The sequence below is a fragment of the Psychromonas sp. SR45-3 genome, assembly GCF_014163575.1.
Lineage (GTDB): Bacteria > Pseudomonadota > Gammaproteobacteria > Enterobacterales > Psychromonadaceae > Psychromonas > Psychromonas arctica.
Window position 1 is genome coordinate 45,364 of record NZ_JACJDP010000023.1, and the last position, 21,725, is coordinate 67,088.

Consider the following 21,725-nt stretch of genomic DNA (forward strand, 5'->3'; position numbering starts at 1 on the left):
AGCATTACCTTAATCGTTCTGTGTATGTGATAAAAAGTAACGATAAGCAGGATTGCCTGTTTCATCTTTATAGCTGTAACCCAACGCATTTAAGTGTTCGCTAAACTCGTCTACCTGAGCATCACTGACTTCAAACCCTGCTAATACTTGCCCATATGCGGCACCATGGTTGCGGTAATGAAATAAAGTGATATTGGCATGCATGCCTAATAGGTTTAAAAATTTAAGTAGGGCATTAGGGTGCTCTGGAAATTCAAAACTATATAAACGTTCCGTTAATTGCTGAGAAGGCACACCTCCGACCATATAACGAACATGTAGTTTAGCGGTTTCATCGTGACTTAAGTCAGCAACCGTATAACCTGCAATGGTCAGATTTTCAGTTAAACTAGTTAATTCCTCAAACCCATTGGGTGTTCTTACGCCAACAAAAATATTAGCTTGCTTGCTATCGCTATAACGGTAGTTAAATTCAGTAATGGCTCTGCCATCGAGTTGATTACAAAAAGCTAAGAAAGCACCTTGTTTCTCGGGAATAGTGACTGCTAAGATACTTTCATTTTGCTCACCTAATTCACAACGTTCAGAAACATAACGTAAACTATGAAAGTTAACGTTTGCACCACTTAAAATAGCAGTAAGACGTTGGTCTTTTAGTTGGTGTTGTTGTGCATATTTTTTTAATCCCGCTAATGATAAAGCTCCTGCAGGCTCAGCTATTGCACGAGTATCATCAAAAATATCTTTAACCGCAGCACAAATCTCATCACTACTCACGGTGATCACATCATCAATATATTGCTGACATAAGCGGAATGTTTCTCGGCCGATGGTTTTTACCGCAACACCGTCTGCAAACAAACCCACTTTAGGTAATGTCACCGGACCGCCAGCCGCTAAAGCGGCTTTTAGACAAGCTGCATCTTCAGGTTCAACGGCAATAATTTGAATATGCGGTAATAACTGTTTGATATAAACGGCGATCCCCGCTGCTAAACCACCGCCACCTACAGGGACAAATATCTTATCGATATGTGCATCTTGTTGTAATAGTTCTTTTCCAACAGTGCCTTGGCCTGCAATGATATCAGGGTCATCAAAAGGGTGGATCAAGGTGTAACCGTGCTCCTTTGCAAGCGCCAATGAATGCGCGTTGGCTGCATCAAAGCTCTCACCAAATAAGACCACTGTTGCACCAAAAGTACGTACCGAATTAACTTTAATTTCGGGTGTGGTTTTAGGCATCACGATAGTAGCTTTAACACCCATCTTTTTAGCCGATAACGCTAAACCTTGCGCATGGTTACCTGCTGATGCTGCAATCACGCCATTTTTCTTTTGTTGATCACTGAGGCTTGAAAGCTTGTTGTAAGCACCTCGTAATTTAAAAGAGTGAACCGGTTGCAAATCTTCACGCTTTAATAAAATATGGTTATTTAAGCGAATAGATAGCTTATTTAGTGGCTGTAGCTTAGTTTCAATCGCTGCTTCATAAATAGGGGCTAATAAGATTTTTTTTAAATATTGTTCACTGGATATTACTGTCATGACAAGCCTTGTTATGCTATTAGTCTAAGGTTTAAATTTAAGATTTTACGGTTGCAAATAGTTCGCCTAAACGTGTCACGCTTGAAGGTGCTAAAGCTTCACTAAATTCAATACTGTCTTTAGGGAATAATGCAACAATCGTGCTACCTAGTTTAAAGCGACCCATTTCAGCCCCTTTTTGCAAGATAATCTCTTGATCCTGATAATCCCAATATTGAATCTCTTTATTTTTTTGTGGCGTTAGTGTGCCTTCCCAAACCGTTTCAATACTGCCGACTATGGTTGCGCCAACTAATACCATAGCCATTGGTCCGATAGCGGTTGAGAAAATAGCAACGGCACGTTCATTGCGAGCAAATAAGTTAGGCACATTTTGCGCAGTTAATGGGTTAACTGAAAATAAGTCACCAGGAATGAAAATCATCTGCTCTAACTTGCCGGTAATTGGCATATGGATACGGTGATAATCTTTAGGTGCTAAATAAACGGTAGAAAAAATACCCTCATCAAAGGGAGCTGCGACGTCATCTCGTCCGCCTAATAGTTCACGTAAACTAAAGTCATGGCCTTTGGCTTGAAAAATACGTCCCGCTTTAATCTCGCCCTGTTGGCTAACACATCCGTCAACGGGTGTCGCTAGGTTGTTGTCGCCTTCAACAATTGGGCGTAAACCTGCTTTTAATTCACGTGTAAAAAAGTCATTAAAGGTCTCAAAATCAGCAGCCTCAGAATGCTTTGCTTCACTCATATCGATTTTAAATTGCTTAATAAATTTAGTAATTAACAATGTTGTGAACTTACCCATTTTTGCATTCGCTAATTTACCTGCTAATAAAGTAACGAGGTGTTTAGGTAAAAGGTATTGGCCAATAATTTTTAGTTTATCGCTCATAGTAAAATTCTCTGCTTTTAAATATTAATTAATCACTGTTTTGTACCGCTTTAAACGTGTTTTTAAAGGCGGTTTTCAATTATACTTTTTTACAAACGTCTATTTTAGTAGATATTTGGATCGCGGTGACGTGCATTTTTTGCATCATCCATGGTTTCTAAAATACGTAGGAAACTCTTAAAGCGCACACTATCAATTTTACCCGCTTCAACGGCTGCAACTAAAGCACAACCTGGATCCGCCTGATGTTTACAATCTCGAAAACGGCAACCACCTAAGTGCTCTCTAAACTCAATAAAGCCACTTGCAATGCGTTCAGCTTCTAAGTGCCATAATGAAAACTCACGTATTCCTGGGCTATCTATTAAATCACCACCATCGCTGAAGTGATATAAACGGGCTGTGGTAGTGGTATGTTTACCAAGGCCAGAACCCTCTGAAATTTCACCTGTAACAGCTTCAACCTCAGGCAATAACATGTTCAATAATGAAGTTTTACCAACGCCAGACTGGCCTACAAAAATATTAATTTTATCTTTCATAACCGACTTTAAATCGTCTAGACCATCGCCATGCATTGAACTATACAAAACCTGATAGCCAATATTACGGTAGCTCTGTAATTCTTGGTCAATGATTTTTGCTGACTCTTTGTCTAATAGGTCAACTTTGTTTAACACGATAATAGGAGTGATCCCAATATCTTCACAGGCGACTAAGTAGCGGTCAATAATGTTACGAGAAAACTCGGGTGCAATGGAGCTGACAATAATAATATGGTCAATGTTAGCGGCGATGGGTTTAATACCATCATAATAATCTGGTCGTGTTAATACGGTTTTACGAGGATGTACGGCTTCAATAACACCACTAATACCTTGGTGCGATTCTTTACCTGCCCGCCACACAACGCGGTCACCAGTTACTAATGAGCGTATTGAACGACGTAAAGTACAGCGTTCTACTTTGCCGTCTTGATCTTCTATATCAGCGTGTTGTCCGAATCGACTAACCACCAAGCCTTCCAGCTGCGGACCTAGTTCAGATTCATCCCATTGTTTATCGTTTTTGGGTGTTAAGCGCTTGTTATGATTGCTTTGAACACGACGAACTTGGTTTTTACTGAGTTTTTTCTTCTTAGCCACAGGCTTCCTTTGCTACCACTGGTGATTTGAATGGCGTATCATACTATATTTTTTAAATAATAAAGCTATTCATCAAGAGAAAAGGGTGGTTATCAAAATGAACAAAAATAATTTGGTCTGGATTGATCTAGAAATGACAGGATTAAATCCTGATAGCGATAAAATTATTGAGATTGCAACGATTGTGACCGACAGTGATTTGAATATCTTAGCGGAAGGTCCACAGTTTGTGATCCACCAGAGTGATCAAGCGCTGGACGCCATGGATGAATGGTGTACTGAGCACCATGGTAATTCAGGTTTAACTGCGCGTGTTAAAGCAAGCAAAATTAGTTGTGAGCAAGCGGAGAAAGAGACGCTTGAGTTTTTACAAAAATGGGTACCAGCAGGTGCTGCACCGTTATGTGGTAATAGTATTGGCCAAGATCGTCGTTTTATGGTCAAACATATGCCGACCTTAGAAGCCTTTTTTCATTACCGCAATATTGATGTTAGTACGATTAAAGAGTTAGGTCGCCGTTGGGCACCTGAGATGGTTGACGCACATAAAAAAACAGGAACACATTTAGCGTTACAAGATATTAAAGAGTCAATTTCTGAATTACAGCATTATCAAAAGCATTTTTTTAAGTATTAGTTCGCTTTTCAAGCAAGTTAGTAATGATTTGGTTAAAAACTCTGCATGTAAGCTTTGTTAAGCTTAAATTAGCTAAAAAAAGCTTGCAATCATTAACGCCATCTCTATAATTCGGGCTCGTAGCAAAGGGGCGTCACCAAATGCCTTGCTTCTGACTCTTGTCAGAAAATTTGTTATAGGAAAATGTGATGCGGTACTAGCTCAGTTGGTAGAGCACGACCTTGCCAAGGTCGGGGTCACGAGTTCGAGTCTCGTGTACCGCTCCAAATTTTAAAGTTAAATGCCATATTTATTTTTAAGATTATTTCCCGATTAGTTTTAGATGAAGCGGTACTAGCTCAGTTGGTAGAGCACGACCTTGCCAAGGTCGGGGTCACGAGTTCGAGTCTCGTGTACCGCTCCAAACTACATTTTAAAACTAAAACTAAAGCTAAATATGAAGCGGTACTAGCTCAGTTGGTAGAGCACGACCTTGCCAAGGTCGGGGTCACGAGTTCGAGTCTCGTGTACCGCTCCAAATTACTTGCATATACAAACCTATTAATACTCCCAAACTCAATAAAACGACCTTGCTTATTAAGTGCTGGGGTCATGTGTTTTTTAGTCTCGTGTACCGCTCCAAATTACTTACATATACAAATCTATTAATACTCCCAAACTCAATAAAACGACCTTGCTTATTAAGTGCTGGGGTCATGTGTTTTTTAGTCTCGTGTACCGCTCCAAATTACTTGCATATACAAACCTATTAATACTCCCAAACTCAATAAAACGACCTTGCTTATTAAGAGCTGGGGTTATCAGTTTTGTTTTTAGTCTCGTATTTTTTATCTAATATTGGGCTCATGCTTCCAATTTCAAATATCCTATAGAACATCAAATATCCTATAGAACATCCAATATCTTAAAAATCTAAGTAAAACACTATTTTTGATTTAAAAAACTTTATTCGAATAATTCTATATTTTAGTTATCCGTTAATAAGCTAAAGGTGACTAATTGCGGTGTATGGTCAGAGGCAATCGTGGCAATACTTTTTGCATTAATCATTTCTAAGTCTCTGAAAAATATATGATCTAAGGGTAGACCAAGGATAGTCAGGCGTTGATCTTTAGAGAACTGTGTTTCATTAAAGCCTGCTCTTACAAGCGTGCCGATAATCTCTTCCGTTCTCGCCTCACTCCAAGTATTAAAGTCTCCACTAATAATAATTGGGCCCTGATGTCGTTCAATGAGTTGTATATAAGGCGCAACTTGCTCTTTAAGTGGCTCAGCCGTAAAAGTGAAGTTCACGCCGTGTAAATTTACTAGTAATAATGATTGTGTTGTGTCTTTAAATGCATAGGTGGTTGCTATGCCAGTTTTAGGAACCATGGTCCAAGGTTCTGAATAACGCGTTCCACAGGCCTGTTGCGCTTGAACACGACTAAAGGTGTTAACGCCATAATTTTGTTTTTGGTAATTAAAGGCAATATTTTGATAATAAAACAGTTTTTGTTGTTGGCTAAAATGGATCAGGTCTTGATCATACTTAGCTTCCTGCAAGGTGATTAGGTCCGCTTGATTCGCCCATTCATTTAACTTCTTAGACCATTGTTGATGCTGTTGTTTATAAATATTCCAGTTTAATAAAGAAAATGTACTATTGAGCGTATTGGTGTGCGCTGTACTTTTTACATTAATGAATGCAGGGCAGGTTACAGAGTACTGCCTATATTGCTGATCGATTAACGTCATTTTCCCCGGACTACTTGGTAAAAAACTCCAACCAAAGACCGCCGTCAGTAATAGTAAAACACCAAAGATAATTTTCTTGGTTAAGATTCGTTTACGAAGATGAATTTTAATGTTGAATTTCCTTGAATGGTAACGACTATAAGTTGCTTGATAAATACACATTTGTCGAAATGAAGTGTGACATTAATTCCCCTATAGTTATGTTGTTATTGATAGCTACTATCTATACGGGTTATATTGCACTTCCTATTAACTCGATTTAAGAAGCTATTATGCCATTAGAAAGAACACTTTCCATTATTAAACCAGATGCTGTCGGTAAACACCTAATTGGCGCTATCTTACAGCGTTTTGAGAATGCTCATTTTACGATTGTTGCTGCAAAAATGATGCAATTAACACGTGAACAAGCAGAAGGCTTTTACGCAGAACACAAAGGCAGAGAATTTTACGAACCACTGGTTGAATTTATGACTTCAGGGCCAATTATGGTTCAGGTGTTACAAGGCGAGAACGTGATCCCTGCTTACCGTGAATTAATTGGTAAAACAGACCCAACTCAAGCAGCAGCAGGTACTATTCGTGCAGATTATGCTGACTCGACTCGTTATAACGCTGTGCACGGTTCAGATAGTCCTGAGTCTGCTTCTCGTGAGATTGCTTACTTTTTTACTGATGATGAAATTTGCTTGGCTGCCGCTAACTAATTTTGTTTCCAAATACGCTCTCTTAAAACTACTTGTTCTTATAGGTTCAAGTAGTTTTTTATCCCCATGTTACTTAAAATTTTTCGTTAAAAACGAGCCTGCTCGCCACAACAATGTGCCATCTGAAGTTGTGTTCGCTCCCTTGTTGATTCTTGCAATGCTGAATTGATCCTTGAGTTTATGCTTTCAGGGGAAGGGACATGGTACTTACCTTGAAATGTATACTTTACATAAATTTTCCTTGCTGACTTTGCATCTCAAAGTATCATTAGGATATTATGCCAATCGAAATCAGAAAGAGTGCATACTTAATACAATCGGAATCATCCACAATTAACGAATAGACAAAGTTAAGGCAATTATGAATGAAGTGATCATGCTAATGGAACAAGTTCCAAGTTATTATTTTGGGACTGTTTTAATCTTAGGACTATTGATTGGTTCATTTTTGAATGTTGTTATTTATCGCTTACCGGTGATGATGGAACGTAGTTGGAAAGCCGAATGCAAAGATGCTTTCCCTGAAGCTAATATTGACCTAGATGAAGCGCCTTTTAACCTTGTGTTGCCGCGCTCGTGTTGTCCTAAATGTAACCACCTTATTGGTTCTCTTGAAAATATTCCGCTGATTAGCTGGTTAGTTCAAAAAGGCCGATGTAAGCATTGTGATTGCAAGATATCAGCGCGTTACCCAAGCATAGAGTTGTTGACAGGATTAATGTCCGTTGCTGTTGCTTATTATATTCCCTTTGGTTGGCCCGCTTTATTTGCATTAATTTTTACTTGGGTATTGATCTGCCTTACTTTTATCGATTTTGATACCATGCTGTTACCTGATCAACTCACGTTACCATTAGTTTGGTTAGGATTATTGGTGAATATGTCGGGCACTTTTACCAGCTTAGAGGATGCTTTGCTCGGGGCTGTATTTGGTTATTTGAGCCTGTGGTCTATTTACTGGGGGTTTAAGTTACTCACAGGTAAAGAAGGGATGGGCTACGGTGATTTTAAATTACTGGCTGCACTAGGTGCTTGGTTTGGTTGGCAGTCATTACCACTGATTATTCTATTATCTTCATTTGCCGGTGCAATCATTGGTATTGTTGTGATTGCCGCCTCTAAAGATAAACAAAGTCGACCATTACCTTTTGGGCCTTATTTGGCAATCGCTGGCTGGGTTTATCTCATTTATGGTGTTGAATTAACAACATTATATTATTCTCTTATTTTATAGTTTAATAGCATCAAGATATGTCTAACAAATCCAATCAACATACTCTTCAACAATTTGACTGCAGCCATTCTATAACAGACTGTAGTGTTTCCGGGGATAACTGTGATATGCCTATGGCTGAGAATAATGTCCCTATAGCACCTTGCTCAGTATCGCGAGCACAATCGTCTATTGTAAATAGCCCTACGGTGCCCAAGAGTCAAAAAGGTGAGAATGCTTTGCCCTTGAAAAACACGGCTGACTATAACGACCAAGATTGGATGCAGTATGCACTGGTATTGGCAGATAAAGCAGAAGCCGTGGGGGAGATACCCGTTGGTGCGGTATTAGTTAAAAGTAATGAAGTCATTGCTGAAGGGTGGAATCTTTCTATTCTTGAACATAATGCCTGTGCGCATGCAGAAATTATCGCGATCACTAATGCGGGTAAAGTATTAGAAAATTATCGCCTTATTGACTGCACGCTGTATGTCACCTTAGAGCCTTGTCCTATGTGTGCGGGGGCTTTGGTACACGCGCGTATTAAAAGGTTAGTGTATGGTGCGGGTGATTATAAAACGGGTGCAGCAGGCAGTGTTTTTGATTTAGTGCGTAATGAACATTTAAATCATCAGATTGAAGTGACATCGGGCATTTATGCTGAACAATGTGCGACTAAAATAAGTGATTTTTTCAGGCGCCGTCGTAAAGAGAAAAAGGCGCTTAAACAGGCAAACAAAGGAGACAAAGACAATGTCTAATAAAGTGGTTAATTTTGAAATTGAAAAAGAAACTAAAAATAGCGTACGTTATAAAGAAGTGCCTGAAGAAGGGCAAGCCCCTATTGTTGGTAGTTTATATGTGCAAAAGTGGTTTGCTGGAAATAGCAAAAATATACAAGTGACGATAGAAAAGAAGGACTAATTGCCTAACCCTTCCTATGTACGATGTTGGAACACTTGTATGCCAACATCGTTCCTGTTCTAAGTAATCAAGTATATCGCTTAGGTTTACTGAGCCTGTGAGCAAAGCGCTAAGTTGTGCTGTAGGTGTACTAACAAATCAACTCGTTTCATTATTCCGATCAATTTCCCTTCATTAAGCACAGGGAAAATATTCTCTGTGTATTTTTGCGTTTTAATCGCTACTTCTGAAAGGCCCTCATCGGCCTGTAAAAAAGTAAAATCTTTAGCCATGATATCGTTTACTCGTACAGGTTTGTCGCAATGGTAAGCGCTGATCATTAATGCTTTTTGACAGTCAATCAACGACACCATACCAATTAATTGTTTGCTACTATTTATCACCGGTAATTGTGCCTGTTGACTACTTATCAATACCTTAATTATCTCTACCAATGGTGTTTGACACTGCACACTAACAGGTTGTTTTTGCATAATTTTTTGTACCGTTTGCTTGCTCATTTTATAACCTTAATCAGTTAGCTTATTTAGTTTCTGCTAGATGTAAGGATAATACCGCATTAAATTTAATAGTCTAAATTGATTGTTTTTATTGTTTTGATAGTTTTTGTCTATTAATGTGGGGCTGGTAGTAATATGAGTGATCGTGACAGAGTAGGATATTAAGCTAGCATAGATGTGTATAAATTTCGATACTTCGATACAAGGTACTGAATTAAAAATTAATGTGTAGAAACGGTTATCTTCATTGCTTGCAGATCTTTGCTACTTGAATGATAACCGGTATAAGCGGCGTTTTAATTGTGGCCTTTAACTATGTATAGCCTTTAAATAAGACTATAGTTAAAGGCGTTAGACGAACTAGCTCACAATGGGGATCTTATGCTTATTGTCTCTATGGCGAAGTTGCATCAGTTTGTGTTTTGATTGCCGCGCTGGATGCTGCTTCAATTGCTCCTTTAGCTGCTTTTTCCTCAGCTTCTTTTTTCAATGCTTTTTCTTTCTCTGCTTTCATCGCGGCCAAACGATCTATTTTCGCTTGTTCCTTAGCGACTTCAATCGCTGCTAAACGATCTAACTCAGCTTGTTCTTTAGCCGCAGCGATCGCCGCCAAGCGTTTAATTTCAGCTTGTTTTTTTGCTTCAATGCTGGCTAAACGCGTTACTTCCGCTTGTTTTTCTGCTTCGATCGCCGCTAAACGATCTACCTCCGCTTGTTTTGCCGCTTCAATAGCCGCTAATCGATCGATTTCAGCTTGCTTTTCTGCCGCTTCAATAGCTGCTAATCTGTCTATTTCAGCTTGCTTCTCTGCTGCTTCAATTGCTGCTAACCGTTCTATTTCAGCTTGCTTTTCTGCTTCTATTCTTTGTGCTTTTTCTTGTTCTTGTACATGCCAAGTCAAGGTTTTCAAATATTGGCGAATATTATCTACATAATGCTGTGCTTCGCGTCCTCGTGCGTAACCATAACGTGTTTTTGTATACCATTTTCGTTGATGTAATAAAGGTAAATTATCTTTTACATCGGCCCATGAATTGGGGTTTTGTTTACGCATTTTAGTAATTCGGCGTACATCTAATAAGTGCCCTAAGCCTATATTATAGGAAGCTAATGCAAACCAAATCTTCTCATCTTCTGGAATGCTTTCAGGTAACCTTTTGATCAGTTGGGTCAGATATTTAGCGCCACCCTCAATACTTTGCTCTGCATTGAGTCGATTTTTGACACCGATGAACTTCGCTGTATCTAGAGTCAACATCATCATGCCTCGCACACCCGTAGGTGAACGTGCCTTAGGATTCCAATGCGATTCTTGATAGCTTACGGAGGCAAGTAATAACCAATCTACCTCTGGTGTCGCGTGTTTTTTAAATAAGGCTTCGTATTTTGGTAATTTGCTTGTAATGCGTTTTAAGAAGGTGCGTGTATCCACATAATCGAAGTGTCCAACATGACCAAAGTACTTTTCTTCTATCTTTGCAATGGTACCTAATTTGTATTGGTTCCCCATAAATTCGATCATCGCTGAATACAAGGTATCGTCAGACGCTTTACGAATTAGCCAAGCCACAGGTTGTTTTTCATTGATAGTGAATGCTTCAGCTAGTGCGGGGTAATAGCGCTGTTTTTGTGCTAAAATAGTGCTGTCTACGATCGCAAATTTGATCTCTTTTTCTGCTATTTTACGTAATAAGGACTCTTGATCTTCGTTATCTAATACATCGATCACTAGGTCCGGATACTCTTGCTGTGATTTACTAATGTTTTCTTCGTGGCTACTGCCTTTTAACACACTCACGGGACCATTGATGTCTGCCATTTCTCGCGGGCGATAGGTACCTTTGTGGTAAACAAGTTTTTGAGTGAGGTAATAGTATGGCGGGGAACTACGGTATTTTTCTGCTCGATTAGGCGTTAATGTTAATCCCGCCCCTGCAAAGTCAATATCGTTATTATCTAATGCAGCAAATAAATCGTCTAAGCTCTCGAATTCTTTCACCACTAATTTAACTTTTAGATAATTGGCAAACTTCTTTCCAAGCTCATAATCTAACCCGCTGTAATTTTCGCCATCATAATTATAAGTTAATGAACTATTAATTGTGCCCATGATCAAAGTACGGCGTTTCTGCATTTTTTGGAGATCAGTTGTATGCACAAATGGGTTACAAGCCGCGAGAAAACACACCAACACGATTGATAAAATAATTTTTAATCGAATAGAAATAGAAGTAATGAAGACAGGTTTATTCATAGATAGTTGTATCAATCCAGTTAGTCGAGTGGTCACATTATCCAATAAAGGATTTAAATATCCATTTATTTACCAATTAACGGGTTTATTTATCACAGACTATAGAGTGTTTCTATTTAATAAAAAATGCTTTTCTTTTATAATATAGAGCTAAACCCAAGTTCATTTATTTATCCAACGAGAGTAATAACCTATGGAAATTTTGCGAGGGGCACCTGCCTTATCGACATTTCGTGTTAATCAGTTGTTGAAAAACTGTGAAGCGTTAGATTTACCTGTGACAGGCCTATATGCTGAATTTATGCATGCCGCAGATTTATCTGATTCTTTAAATGACCAAGAGTTAGCTGTATTACAAAAGCTATTAACTTACGGACCGAAAATAGCAGAGCATGATCCTGTAGGGATACTACTCTTTGTGGCACCACGCCCAGGCACTATTTCGCCTTGGTCTTCAAAAGCAACGGACATTGCTAAAAATTGTGGTTTAACCAAAGTGAAGCGCCTTGAGCGAGGTATCGCTTATTATGTTGAAACCAGTGCTGAACTGAATCCTGAACAAATCAAAGCGTTAACAGAATTGTTACATGATCGAATGATGGAAGTCGTATTAACTTCATTGGATGATGCGGCGACATTATTTGTTCACGGTAAAGCGGGTGAAATGACAAGCGTTGATGTGATAGGCCAAGGTCGAAGCGCATTAGAAGCTGCCAATGTGAGTTTAGGTTTAGCATTAGCTGATGATGAAATAGATTACTTAGTTGAAAATTTTATTAAGTTAGGTCGTAACCCTAACGATATCGAATTAATGATGTTTGCGCAGGCAAACTCAGAGCATTGTCGTCATAAGATATTCAATGCAGATTGGACAATTGATGGTCAAAAACAGCCTAAATCATTGTTCAAAATGATTCGAAATACACATGAATTACATCCTGAATATGTATTATCAGCATACAAAGATAATGCGGCAGTGATGGAAGGTTATCAAGCTGGGCGTTTCTTCCCGAGTGTTGATGACAGAGAATTTGGTTACCATCATGAAGATATCGATATCTTAATGAAAGTAGAAACCCATAACCACCCAACGGCTATTTCGCCTTTCCCTGGTGCAGCAACGGGATCTGGCGGAGAAATCCGTGACGAAGGCGCAACCGGTATTGGTTCTAAGCCTAAAGCCGGTTTAGTTGGCTTTTCTGTTTCTAATTTACGTATTCCAAGCTTTGAACAGCCATGGGAAACTGATTTTGGTAAGCCAAGCCGTATCGTTTCTGCATTAGATATTATGCTAGAAGCACCATTAGGTGGTGCAGCCTTTAATAATGAATTTGGTCGCCCTAATATTCTTGGTTACTTCCGTACCTATGAAGAGCAAGTAGAAAGTCATAACGGCAATGAGATTCGTGGTTACCACAAACCAATCATGTTGGCTGGGGGTTTAGGTAATATACGTCGCGAACACGTTCAGAAAAAAGACATTCCAGTAGGCGCTAAACTAATTGTACTAGGTGGGCCTGCAATGAACATCGGCCTAGGTGGTGGTGCTGCATCATCAATGGACTCGGGTGCTTCATCAGAAGATTTAGATTTTGCTTCAGTACAACGTGAAAACCCAGAAATGGAACGTCGTTGTCAGGAAGTGATCGACCGTTGTTGGCAGATGGGTGAAGATAACCCAATCCAATTTATTCACGATGTGGGTGCGGGTGGTTTATCAAACGCAATGCCTGAACTTGTGAACGATGGCGGACGTGGTGGTATCTTCGATTTACGTGCTATTCCAAATGATGAGAAAAGCATGGCACCTCATGAGATTTGGTGTAACGAATCTCAAGAACGTTACGTGATGGCGGTTAAACCTGAAAACTTAGCGACTTTCGAAGCTATTTGTAAGCGTGAACGTGCATTGTATGCAGTGATCGGTGAAGCAACGGAAGAAATGCATTTAACACTTAACGATACTGAGTTTGATAACAAACCAATCGATATGCCATTAGAAGTGTTATTAGGTAAAGCACCTAAAATGCATCGTGATGTAAAAACACAAACAGCAAAAGGTAAAGCATTAGACTTATCTGGAGCAACAGTTAAAGAAGCAGCGGAACGTTTATTACGTTTACCGTCTATTGCTGAAAAAACATTCCTTATTACTATTGGTGACCGTACTGTTACAGGTTTAGTTGCTCGTGACCAAATGGTTGGCCCTTGGCAAGTACCTGTTGCCGATTGCGCGGTGACTGCTGCTAGTTATGATACATACTTCGGTGAGTCGATGGCTTTGGGTGAACGTACGCCAGTCGCATTGCTTAACTTTGGTGCTTCTGCTCGTTTAGCTGTGGCTGAATCAATTACTAACATCGCATGTTCTGATATTGGTGATTTCAAACGTATTAAACTGTCTGCTAACTGGATGTCTGCTACAGGTCATCCTGGTGAAGATGCTGGTCTATATGAAGCAGTTAAAGCTGTTGGTGAAGAGTTATGTCCTGAATTAGAACTAACTATCCCAGTGGGTAAGGATTCGATGTCAATGAAAACACGTTGGCAAGCAGAAGATGGTAGCGATAAAGAGGTTATATCGCCATTGTCTTTAATCATTACTGCATTTGGCGCTGTTCGTGACATTCGCAATACAGTGACACCGCAATTACGTACCGACCAAGGTGAAACTGACCTTATTTTAATCGATTTAGGTAATGGTAAAAACCGGTTAGGCGGTTCATCACTTGCGCAAGTTTATAAGCAATTAGGTGAAACTACACCAGATTTAGATAGCCCTGAACTATTAAGAGGCTTCTTTAATGCTGTGCAAACTTTAGTTGCCGATCAGAAATTACTGGCTTATCACGACAGAAGTGATGGTGGTTTATTCTCTACCATCACCGAAATGTCCTTTGCTGGGCATTGTGGTGTCACAGTTAAGCTTGATCAAGTTGGTAACGATGATTTTTCTGCTTTATATTCAGAAGAATTGGGCGCAGTTATCCAAGTTAAACGTGAAGACAAAGAAGCAGTATTAAATACACTTGCAGGTCACGGTTTATCGTCAAGTTCATTAGTGATTGGTTCATTAAATGAAACTGACCAAATAGAATTTATTCGTGACGGTGAAGAAGTACTAACTGCAAAACGTAGTGAGTTCCGTGGTATTTGGGCTGAAACAACCCTTAAAATGCAATCGTTACGTGATAACTCTGAATGTGCACAGCAAGAATTTGATCTTAAACTAGATGATAAAGATCCTGGTCTATCAACTAAGTTAACTTTTGATCTTAATGAAGATGTTGCTGCTCCTTATATTGCTAAAGGTGTTCAACCACGTATGGCGATTCTGCGTGAACAAGGTGTTAACTCTCAACAAGAGATGGCAGCTGCCTTTAATCGTGCTGGTTTCTCTGCAATTGATGTTCACATGAGTGATGTGTTATCAGGTGATGTTCAATTGAAAGACTTTGCTGGTTTAGTCGCTTGTGGTGGTTTCTCTTACGGTGACGTATTAGGCGCTGGTGAAGGTTGGGCTAAGTCGATCTTGTTTAATGAACAAGCGCGTAACCAATTCCAAACTTTCTTTGAGCGTGAAAATTCATTTGCATTAGGTGTGTGTAATGGCTGTCAAATGCTATCAAACCTGAATGAATTGATTCCAGGTTCTGATTTATGGCCACGTTTTGTACGCAATAACTCAGAACGTTTTGAAGCTCGTTTTAGTTTAGTTGAAGTGCAAAAATCTAATTCATTGTTCTTAAATGATATGGCCGGTTCACATATGCCAATTGCTGTTTCTCACGGTGAAGGCCGTGTCGAAGTTGCTGATAGTGCTCACCTTGCGGCGATTGAAGCAAGTGGTTCTGTGGCGTTACGTTTTATCGATAACTACGGCAATAATGCTGAAGCTTACCCAGCTAATCCAAATGGTTCGCCAAATGGTATTACTGGTTTAACTTCAAAAGATGGTCGAGTAACTATCATGATGCCGCATCCTGAGCGAGTATTTAGAACAGTCGCTAATTCATGGCACCCTGATGAATGGAAAGAGGATAGCCCTTGGATGCGTATGTTTAGAAATGTACGTAAGCAATTAGGTTAATAAACATAGTAAAGTAAACAAACATAGCTAAATAAAAAGGGGATCTGATATCCCCTTTTTATATTTTCATTTACATTTAGCCTGGGGCTAATTTTAAATGAAAATATAAATATGAGATTAAAGGAGTGAGTCTTGTCTATTACGGTAAATAAGGTGTTATATATAGGGACTAATATAAAGTTAGCTAAAACCTTACTTTCATTAAATTCTTCTTTCTCGGATGTTGATCTGACTCATCTGCTATCCACAGATGACTTGGAACAGACCATTGCCGCGGGACACTACCAATATTTAATTTCTGAATTACCTGTTAGCTCCTTGGTGAAAGCTCGTATTGCTGAAAAGTTTAGTTACTTAGATTGTACTTATCTTGATAACACTTATACCGGCAACACTAGCATTGAAAGTAAAGTATCTACTGAAGTAAATAAAGAGAAATCTTCTCCTAGCAATGGACTATTACTATCTGCAGAGGTGGAAGCCGCATTAGACTGTATTAGTATCCCTATCTACTACAAAAATATGCAGGGTAAGATTATTGCCTGCAATACCTATTTTTCCCAAGTGTTTGGTTTATTACCTGAAAACTTGATCAATCAAACTTTAGAAAGTGTTTTACCGAATGGTCTTGCGAAAAAGGTCCGCCCATCTACATTAAGTATGTTTAACGATCATCAAGTCGACCTGCTTGAATGTGAGATTCGCGATGTGACTGGTATTAAGCGTGAATTTTTAATTCGAGAAGAAGTCGCTGATGGTAGTGAGCTGCAAATCGGCATGCTATTTGATGTGTCTGACATGAACGCGGCTAAATACGAAATTGAAAAAGAGCGTGTGATGTTACGCGCCACTGCCGATCTCTCTTCAGATCTTATTTTCTTTAAAGATTTAGAGAGCCGTTTTATTGGTTGTAATAAGCAATTTGAAATATTTGTGGGATGTCCTGAAGCTGATATCGTGGGTAAAAAAGATGATCAGTTATTTGAATTAAATCAAGCGGAAATGTGCCAAGCTCAAGATGCACAAGTGATTGCCAATGACGAAATTTATAGTAATAATGAATACCTTACCTATAACAATGGTGAACAACATTATATTTATATGCAGAAAGTGCCGCTTAAAGATAAATATGGCAAGGTACAAGGTTTAGTTGCGATTGGCCGCGATATCACTGAAAAAAGCGTCATCAAAAAACAGCTTGAGCTTGCTATGTTAGTCTTTGAAAATAGTCGAGATTGCATATTAGTGGCCGATGGTCATGGTGTTGTCGACAGTGTAAATGATGCCTGCGTAAAAATATCTGGCTACGCTAAGCATGAGTTATTGGATCAAAAAATCAGCAGTTTTGCCTATGGTAGAGACTACCGTCGTTTATTTGTTGATATTGAACGCGGATTGAAAAAACAAGGTAAATGGCAAGGTAATGCTGTTTTTCATACCAAAAACGGTGACCTTAGTTATTTTTGGTTAGAAGTGTATCAAATTAAACAACAAGGAATAAAAGCAGAAAATCGTGTTTATTCTTTTACTGACCTTACACAAACCAAACATAACGAAGAAAAAATAAAGTATTTATCTAGACATGACTCTTTAACCGGGTTACATAATCGAATTGCTTTATTTAACCACTTAGAGGCTGCGATTTCTCGTTCTGCTCATAAACTGGCGTCGATCGCTATATTGTTTGTTGAGATTAAAGACTTTAGGCTCATTAATGAACGTTACGGTCACAATCAAGGTGATCGGGTGCTTAAAACTGTGGCTAAACGTTTACAACAGTGTGTTTCTAACCGAGATATCATTGCTCGTATTAGCGATGACCAGTTCATATTAGTCATTGAAGAGTTGGATAATGAACAAGTTGCGGCATTAATTGCACAAAAAATTAATCAGCAACTGTCTGAAAACCTTATTATTGATGATGTGCCAGTTAATTTATCTTCGTCTATTGGGATCAGTATTTGTCCCGATGATGGCATGGATTTAGACTCAATTCTTTCCAACGCTGAAAGTGCCATGTTACGTTGTAAAAAAGACCAAAGTAGCACCTATCATTTCTATACTAATGAGTTAACCGTGCATTCTGCACATCAGCTTGAATTAGAAAATGAGTTAAAGAAAGGCTTTGAAGAAGATCAATTCGAAATTTGTTATTTACCACAATACGATCTTAATAAACGCCAAATAGTGGCTGTGGAATCCGTTTTAAGCTGGAATCACCCGCAGCAAGGATTGTTATCACCAAGCTGTTTTACAATGTTAGCAGAGCAATCGGGTCTATTGATTGAACTAGGTTTGAGAACCTTTACTAAATCAGCAAAGCAAGCTGCAAAGTGGCATCAGTCAGGTATTAACTTTGGCCGCATTGCGATAAATATATCAAAGCTAGAACTGTCACAAGTCACTTTAATTGGCTCAATTCAACAGGTGTTATTAGATACGGGCTGTGAGGCAAGATGGTTTGAATTTGAAATAGATGAAAGTTTATTTAGTAGTACCTTACCGACGCTACAAGAAAATTTACTGAATTTAAGTCGCTTAGGTATTTCATTAACCGTAGATGGTTTTGGTGCAGAGCGTTCTGTTTTATATTCTATCGATAAATTAAACATTGAAAAATTTAAAGTTTCAAAACATTTCATCCAAGGCGTACCTGGTTATTTAGCGGGTGAAGCAATGCTAAAATCTTTGTTTGTTTTAGCTAACTCATTGGGTATTGACGTGGTGGGTGATTGTATTGATAGTCAGTCTCAAGATAATGCTGTTTGTGATAAAACACTAGGAAATGAGAAAAACCATCAGCCAAAGGAAGCGATGAGTGCGACTGAAGCGACTTTTTATTTGAGGTGTTATAAGCGCCATTAAAGGCAATAATTTGGGCCACCATTATTGTCTTTACTCTTCTCTTTGATTTCTCTACTCGATTGTTTATGTTTAATAAAATTATTCAAAATAAATAATCGAGTCGAGAAATATTTGTTATTATTCACTTTCTTTGGCTGTTGTTTGCAGTATTAATAATGTTCTGAGCGTATTCATACCCTTCATCATTCAGATGTAAAAAATCAGCCTGTCGCAAGGTGAAAATATTCTAGGCATCAATTGATTATTCGAATAAAGCTATATTTTTTTTGATCTTTCTATATTGTTAATCAGTAAATATTATAGATATGTTGTAATCATTTTAATGAGAAATTTATGGATCGTTTTATACCGCATATGACATGGCTAGAGAGTGAAATATATATTGTACTTTCCGCAACACTTTATTTTAGCCTATTAGCTATTGTTTCATTTCGAGTGGTATTAACGCGTAATCAAATTGGCGTGTCATTAGCGTGGTTATTGCTTATTTTTGCACTGCCTTTAGTCGGTATGGTGGGGTATTTTATTTTTGGAGAGTTAACCCTAGGTGCGAAACGTAGTAGGCAGCGCAAGTTACTAGCGGGAGAGTTTTTAAATTGGATACAGCAACAAGCTACCACTCATAAACAAAGTAAAGATAAGATCAGTGCCAATGCGCATTCAATGCAAGCCTTTGTCGAATCCTATACCAATATGCCAATGGTTAAAGGTAATAAACACACATTGCTCACCGATACGGATCAGATATTGTTGGAGCTGACCAAGGAAATAAAAGCGTCACAAAAACATTGTTATTTAATGTTTTATATCTGCAACGAAGGTGGGCTTATTAATCAATTGTTAAATGAATTAAAAACCGCTGCTATTAGGGGAGTAAGGTGCCAGTTACTCTTAGACTCAGTAGGCAGCCATGATTTTTTTAACTCTGCAATACCTGCTCAATTACGTAAAGCCGGTGTAGAAGTGGTTGAAGGTCTACCTGTAGGCGCGCTGCGCTTATTATTTCAAAGGCAAGACCTTAGATTACACCGAAAACTAGTGTGTATTGATGACCATATTGCTTACACCGGCAGTATGAACTTAGTGGACCCTGCTTTTTTTAATGTGCATAAAGGCATTGGTGAATGGGTTGATGTGATGGTGCGTTGTGAAGGACCCATCGTACAACATATGCAGGGCTTATTTGTATGGGATTGGTGTTTAGAAACAGAACATGTACTTAATCTACCGCCTGCAAATAATGCTTTATTTTGCATTGAAGGAGATGAAAATTCCCAATTGATCCCCTCGGGGCCTGAATTTGGCAAAGTGGGTATTCATCAAGTTTTACTGACGGCGATTTATGAGGCTAAATACAGTTTAGTGTTAACCACCCCTTACTTTGTGCCCGATGAAAGTTTGTTAACAGCTTTGCAAGTCGCTGCAATGCGTGGTGTTGATGTGAAGATAATCTTGCCGGCAAAAAATGATTCTTTGATGGTGAAATATGCCTCTCGTGCGTTTTTTGAAGACTTGTTAAGTGCAGGTGTAGAGATTCATCAGTTTTATGGTGGTTTATTGCATACTAAGAGCATTGTGATTGATGAAAAAATTGCTTTAATTGGTACGGTTAATTTAGATCGCCGTAGTTTTTGGTTGAATTTTGAGATGACGATGTTGATTGATAATGCGAAGTTTGCAGGTGAGCTTTTAACTGCGCAAATGCATTATACGCTGTCATCTAAGCAAGTGAGTTTGGTTAAATGGCGACAACGATCTTTTTTCAAACGTTTATTAGAAAGCATTATCTATTTATTTAGCCCGCTGTTGTAGTGCGAACTTATAAATGGCTTATTTACGCGTTGAATTTATTTAGCATCTATATCTTTATGGTTCGTCTGTGCTCATCTGGTCAGTGTGATTAATTACATGCTTTGCTATTTCGCCCTTGCGGCGGCTTTACTTTCTCTTGGTCAGAATAGAAAGTAAGTAAAGAGACTGACACCGAATCGTTTTCTTACCCCAATAATAAATGGCTTTTATAACGCACAGGCTCTTACGGCACATCCATGTGCCAAACGAGCCTAATCCCAACATCCTGTTTGGCTTTGCTAAAAGCCATTAATGAGTTGGGAAAACTCAACGGTGGTCAATTGTTATCATATTTGAGCGTCGGTGTTTTTTAGTGGTTTGGATTCAGCCTAGGTGAGCCTAAAACTTCACTTAATAAAGATAAATATAAAAGGTATAAAAGGATAACTATATCTGCGTACTAGGTTTTATGTGTAGGCTTCCTATTACCAATTGCGTATAACAATGGACCTACTAGAATGGTTGCTGGTTCTGTAATGGCTCTAGTTCAACTTACTCCCATATAAAGTGCTCAGGGTCATACTTAATAATTTTTATTCTTATTTAAAAGTTATCTTATTAGCTAAAGATAACGAAGTGAATCTATTTCACTTCGTATACTAGACGGAGAAGTAGGGCTACTTCTCTTTTCTATTAACCCTTCGTACCCTCAGCGATCTTCGTAGTAATATGTTTTTTCTATGTCAGAGGCCGTTTGTTATGACGTAATTTCAACAGCCTTAAGTATTCTGCTTATGTATCTTATTACCTCTGTATATCTCGCTGCGTTTCTTGGGAGCTATTTTTAATGTTAAAATCTTTAATATTAAGCTGATAATGCAATAGCTAGATTTTACGTGACCTTAATAAGTTTTTTTACGCGGATCTCGCCGGCAGTGCATCGGATTATCAGTTATCTAATGTATATATCTAACAGGTAAATAAAATTAATGAATCTATTCAATAAAATGGCTACGTTGCTATCAAGAAATTGGAAAAACTTTACTCTACTTTGTTCTCAGACTCAGCAGTTTAAAGATCGGGTTTGGATAGTTAGTATTCAGCAAAAAACAGGGCAAAAGAGCAATTTATTTAACGATACTTTTGTGGTCAGTGAGGACGGCTTTGATAAGCCTATGCAATGGATGGAAAAGCAGGGATATCTGCCTGAAATAATTAATGATGTGGATAATATGCAACGCTCTCAGGCGATTAAAATAGAATTGGAAGACAGTTCGCATAGCTTAATGAGAGTTAAATAATACCGATTACATTAAATAAGTGATCTAAATTTTGCGCAGGAAAAATGACTTAGTTCAAGGCGTAAATTGAACTAAATGGTTGTTTCCTTTATGAAAGTTACAACGAAGAAATAAGTTATTT

Annotated in this window: 15 protein-coding genes and 3 tRNA genes; 12 read left to right on the forward strand and 6 right to left on the reverse strand. The window is 38.5% G+C overall.

The window, feature by feature from the left end; translation table 11 throughout:
* Positions 1–9: 9 nt before the first annotated feature.
* From ilvA to rsgA, 3 genes are all read right to left on the reverse strand, one after another.
* Positions 10–1,548 carry a threonine ammonia-lyase, biosynthetic gene (gene ilvA / locus H5084_RS12840; protein WP_028869121.1) on the reverse strand — a complete coding sequence of 513 codons (1,539 nt, stop codon included), beginning with the start codon at positions 1,546–1,548 and terminating at the stop codon, positions 10–12.
* A gap of 37 nt (positions 1,549–1,585) precedes the next feature.
* Positions 1,586–2,440 (reverse strand): archaetidylserine decarboxylase, encoded by an 855-nt coding sequence (gene asd, locus H5084_RS12845; protein ID WP_182690724.1) that lies wholly within the window; start codon positions 2,438–2,440, stop codon positions 1,586–1,588.
* 104 nt (positions 2,441–2,544) lie between these two features.
* Positions 2,545–3,585, reverse strand: coding sequence for a small ribosomal subunit biogenesis GTPase RsgA (rsgA, locus tag H5084_RS12850; RefSeq protein ID WP_182690725.1), 1,041 nt, complete (start codon positions 3,583–3,585; stop codon positions 2,545–2,547).
* A gap of 97 nt (positions 3,586–3,682) precedes the next feature.
* Here rsgA and orn point away from each other — a divergent pair, with 97 nt between their 5' ends.
* From orn to H5084_RS12870, 4 genes are all read left to right on the forward strand, one after another.
* Positions 3,683–4,222, forward strand: coding sequence for an oligoribonuclease (gene orn, locus H5084_RS12855; RefSeq protein WP_182690726.1), 540 nt, complete (start codon positions 3,683–3,685; stop codon positions 4,220–4,222).
* Positions 4,223–4,412: 190 nt separating this feature from the next.
* Positions 4,413–4,488 (forward strand) — tRNA-Gly (locus H5084_RS12860).
* 61 nt (positions 4,489–4,549) lie between these two features.
* Positions 4,550–4,625: transfer RNA gene (locus tag H5084_RS12865), tRNA-Gly, on the forward strand.
* A 38-nt stretch (positions 4,626–4,663) separates the two neighbouring features.
* Positions 4,664–4,739: transfer RNA gene (locus H5084_RS12870), tRNA-Gly, on the forward strand.
* Positions 4,740–5,188: 449 nt separating this feature from the next.
* On the opposite strand, the gene H5084_RS12875 is transcribed toward H5084_RS12870, so the two are convergent.
* Entirely contained in the window at positions 5,189–6,121 is a 933-nt protein-coding gene (locus H5084_RS12875) for an endonuclease/exonuclease/phosphatase family protein (protein ID WP_084296277.1), read from the reverse strand.
* A gap of 110 nt (positions 6,122–6,231) precedes the next feature.
* On the opposite strand from H5084_RS12875, the gene ndk reads away from it, so the two are divergent.
* From ndk to H5084_RS12895, 4 genes are all read left to right on the forward strand, one after another.
* A complete protein-coding gene (gene ndk, locus H5084_RS12880; protein ID WP_028869116.1) occupies positions 6,232–6,666 on the forward strand; it encodes a nucleoside-diphosphate kinase in 435 nt (144 codons plus the stop codon).
* Between the two features lie 361 nt (positions 6,667–7,027).
* Positions 7,028–7,900, forward strand: coding sequence for an A24 family peptidase (locus H5084_RS12885; protein WP_028869115.1), 873 nt, complete (start codon positions 7,028–7,030; stop codon positions 7,898–7,900).
* Positions 7,901–8,013: 113 nt separating this feature from the next.
* On the forward strand, positions 8,014–8,640 hold the full coding sequence (tadA, locus tag H5084_RS12890) for a tRNA adenosine(34) deaminase TadA (protein ID WP_084296283.1): 627 nt from the start codon (positions 8,014–8,016) through the stop codon (positions 8,638–8,640).
* Positions 8,633–8,803 carry a hypothetical protein gene (locus tag H5084_RS12895; RefSeq protein WP_169727660.1) on the forward strand — a complete coding sequence of 57 codons (171 nt, stop codon included), beginning with the start codon at positions 8,633–8,635 and terminating at the stop codon, positions 8,801–8,803. Before tadA ends, H5084_RS12895 begins: the two co-directional genes overlap by 8 nt.
* 86 nt (positions 8,804–8,889) lie before the next feature.
* On the opposite strand, the gene H5084_RS12900 is transcribed toward H5084_RS12895, so the two are convergent.
* Both H5084_RS12900 and mltF read right to left on the reverse strand, forming a co-directional pair.
* The gene (locus H5084_RS12900) at positions 8,890–9,303 is read right to left on the reverse strand and encodes a CBS domain-containing protein (RefSeq protein ID WP_182690727.1); all 414 of its coding nucleotides are present in this window, start codon (positions 9,301–9,303) and stop codon (positions 8,890–8,892) included.
* Positions 9,304–9,697: 394 nt separating this feature from the next.
* The gene (gene mltF, locus H5084_RS12905; RefSeq protein WP_182690728.1) at positions 9,698–11,557 is read right to left on the reverse strand and encodes a membrane-bound lytic murein transglycosylase MltF; all 1,860 of its coding nucleotides are present in this window, start codon (positions 11,555–11,557) and stop codon (positions 9,698–9,700) included.
* A gap of 193 nt (positions 11,558–11,750) precedes the next feature.
* Between mltF and purL the strand changes: the two genes are divergently transcribed.
* The 4 genes from purL (at position 11,751) to H5084_RS12925 (ending at position 21,604) form a co-directional block, all read left to right on the forward strand.
* The gene (gene purL, locus H5084_RS12910; RefSeq protein ID WP_182690729.1) at positions 11,751–15,647 is read left to right on the forward strand and encodes a phosphoribosylformylglycinamidine synthase; all 3,897 of its coding nucleotides are present in this window, start codon (positions 11,751–11,753) and stop codon (positions 15,645–15,647) included.
* A 132-nt stretch (positions 15,648–15,779) separates the two neighbouring features.
* A complete protein-coding gene (locus tag H5084_RS12915; protein ID WP_182690730.1) occupies positions 15,780–18,512 on the forward strand; it encodes a diguanylate cyclase domain-containing protein in 2,733 nt (910 codons plus the stop codon).
* Between the two features lie 333 nt (positions 18,513–18,845).
* A complete protein-coding gene (gene cls, locus H5084_RS12920; RefSeq protein ID WP_182690731.1) occupies positions 18,846–20,324 on the forward strand; it encodes a cardiolipin synthase in 1,479 nt (492 codons plus the stop codon).
* 968 nt (positions 20,325–21,292) lie between these two features.
* The gene (locus H5084_RS12925; RefSeq protein ID WP_259396797.1) at positions 21,293–21,604 is read left to right on the forward strand and encodes a hypothetical protein; all 312 of its coding nucleotides are present in this window, start codon (positions 21,293–21,295) and stop codon (positions 21,602–21,604) included.
* Positions 21,605–21,725: the final 121 nt, after the last annotated feature.

Coding starts and splice junctions, on each gene's coding strand:
- H5084_RS12875 (WP_084296277.1), bottom strand. CDS start 6,121: ATGTGTATTTATCAAGCAACTTATAGTCGTTACCATTCAAGGAAATTC.
- cls (WP_182690731.1), top strand. CDS start 18,846: ATGGATCGTTTTATACCGCATATGACATGGCTAGAGAGTGAAATATAT.
- ndk (WP_028869116.1), top strand. CDS start 6,232: ATGCCATTAGAAAGAACACTTTCCATTATTAAACCAGATGCTGTCGGT.
- tadA (WP_084296283.1), top strand. CDS start 8,014: ATGGCTGAGAATAATGTCCCTATAGCACCTTGCTCAGTATCGCGAGCA.
- H5084_RS12885 (WP_028869115.1), top strand. CDS start 7,028: ATGAATGAAGTGATCATGCTAATGGAACAAGTTCCAAGTTATTATTTT.
- ilvA (WP_028869121.1), bottom strand. CDS start 1,548: ATGACAGTAATATCCAGTGAACAATATTTAAAAAAAATCTTATTAGCC.
- H5084_RS12895 (WP_169727660.1), top strand. CDS start 8,633: ATGTCTAATAAAGTGGTTAATTTTGAAATTGAAAAAGAAACTAAAAAT.
- H5084_RS12925 (WP_259396797.1), top strand. CDS start 21,293: ATGAATCTATTCAATAAAATGGCTACGTTGCTATCAAGAAATTGGAAA.
- asd (WP_182690724.1), bottom strand. CDS start 2,440: ATGAGCGATAAACTAAAAATTATTGGCCAATACCTTTTACCTAAACAC.
- purL (WP_182690729.1), top strand. CDS start 11,751: ATGGAAATTTTGCGAGGGGCACCTGCCTTATCGACATTTCGTGTTAAT.
- H5084_RS12900 (WP_182690727.1), bottom strand. CDS start 9,303: ATGAGCAAGCAAACGGTACAAAAAATTATGCAAAAACAACCTGTTAGT.
- orn (WP_182690726.1), top strand. CDS start 3,683: ATGAACAAAAATAATTTGGTCTGGATTGATCTAGAAATGACAGGATTA.
- mltF (WP_182690728.1), bottom strand. CDS start 11,557: ATGAATAAACCTGTCTTCATTACTTCTATTTCTATTCGATTAAAAATT.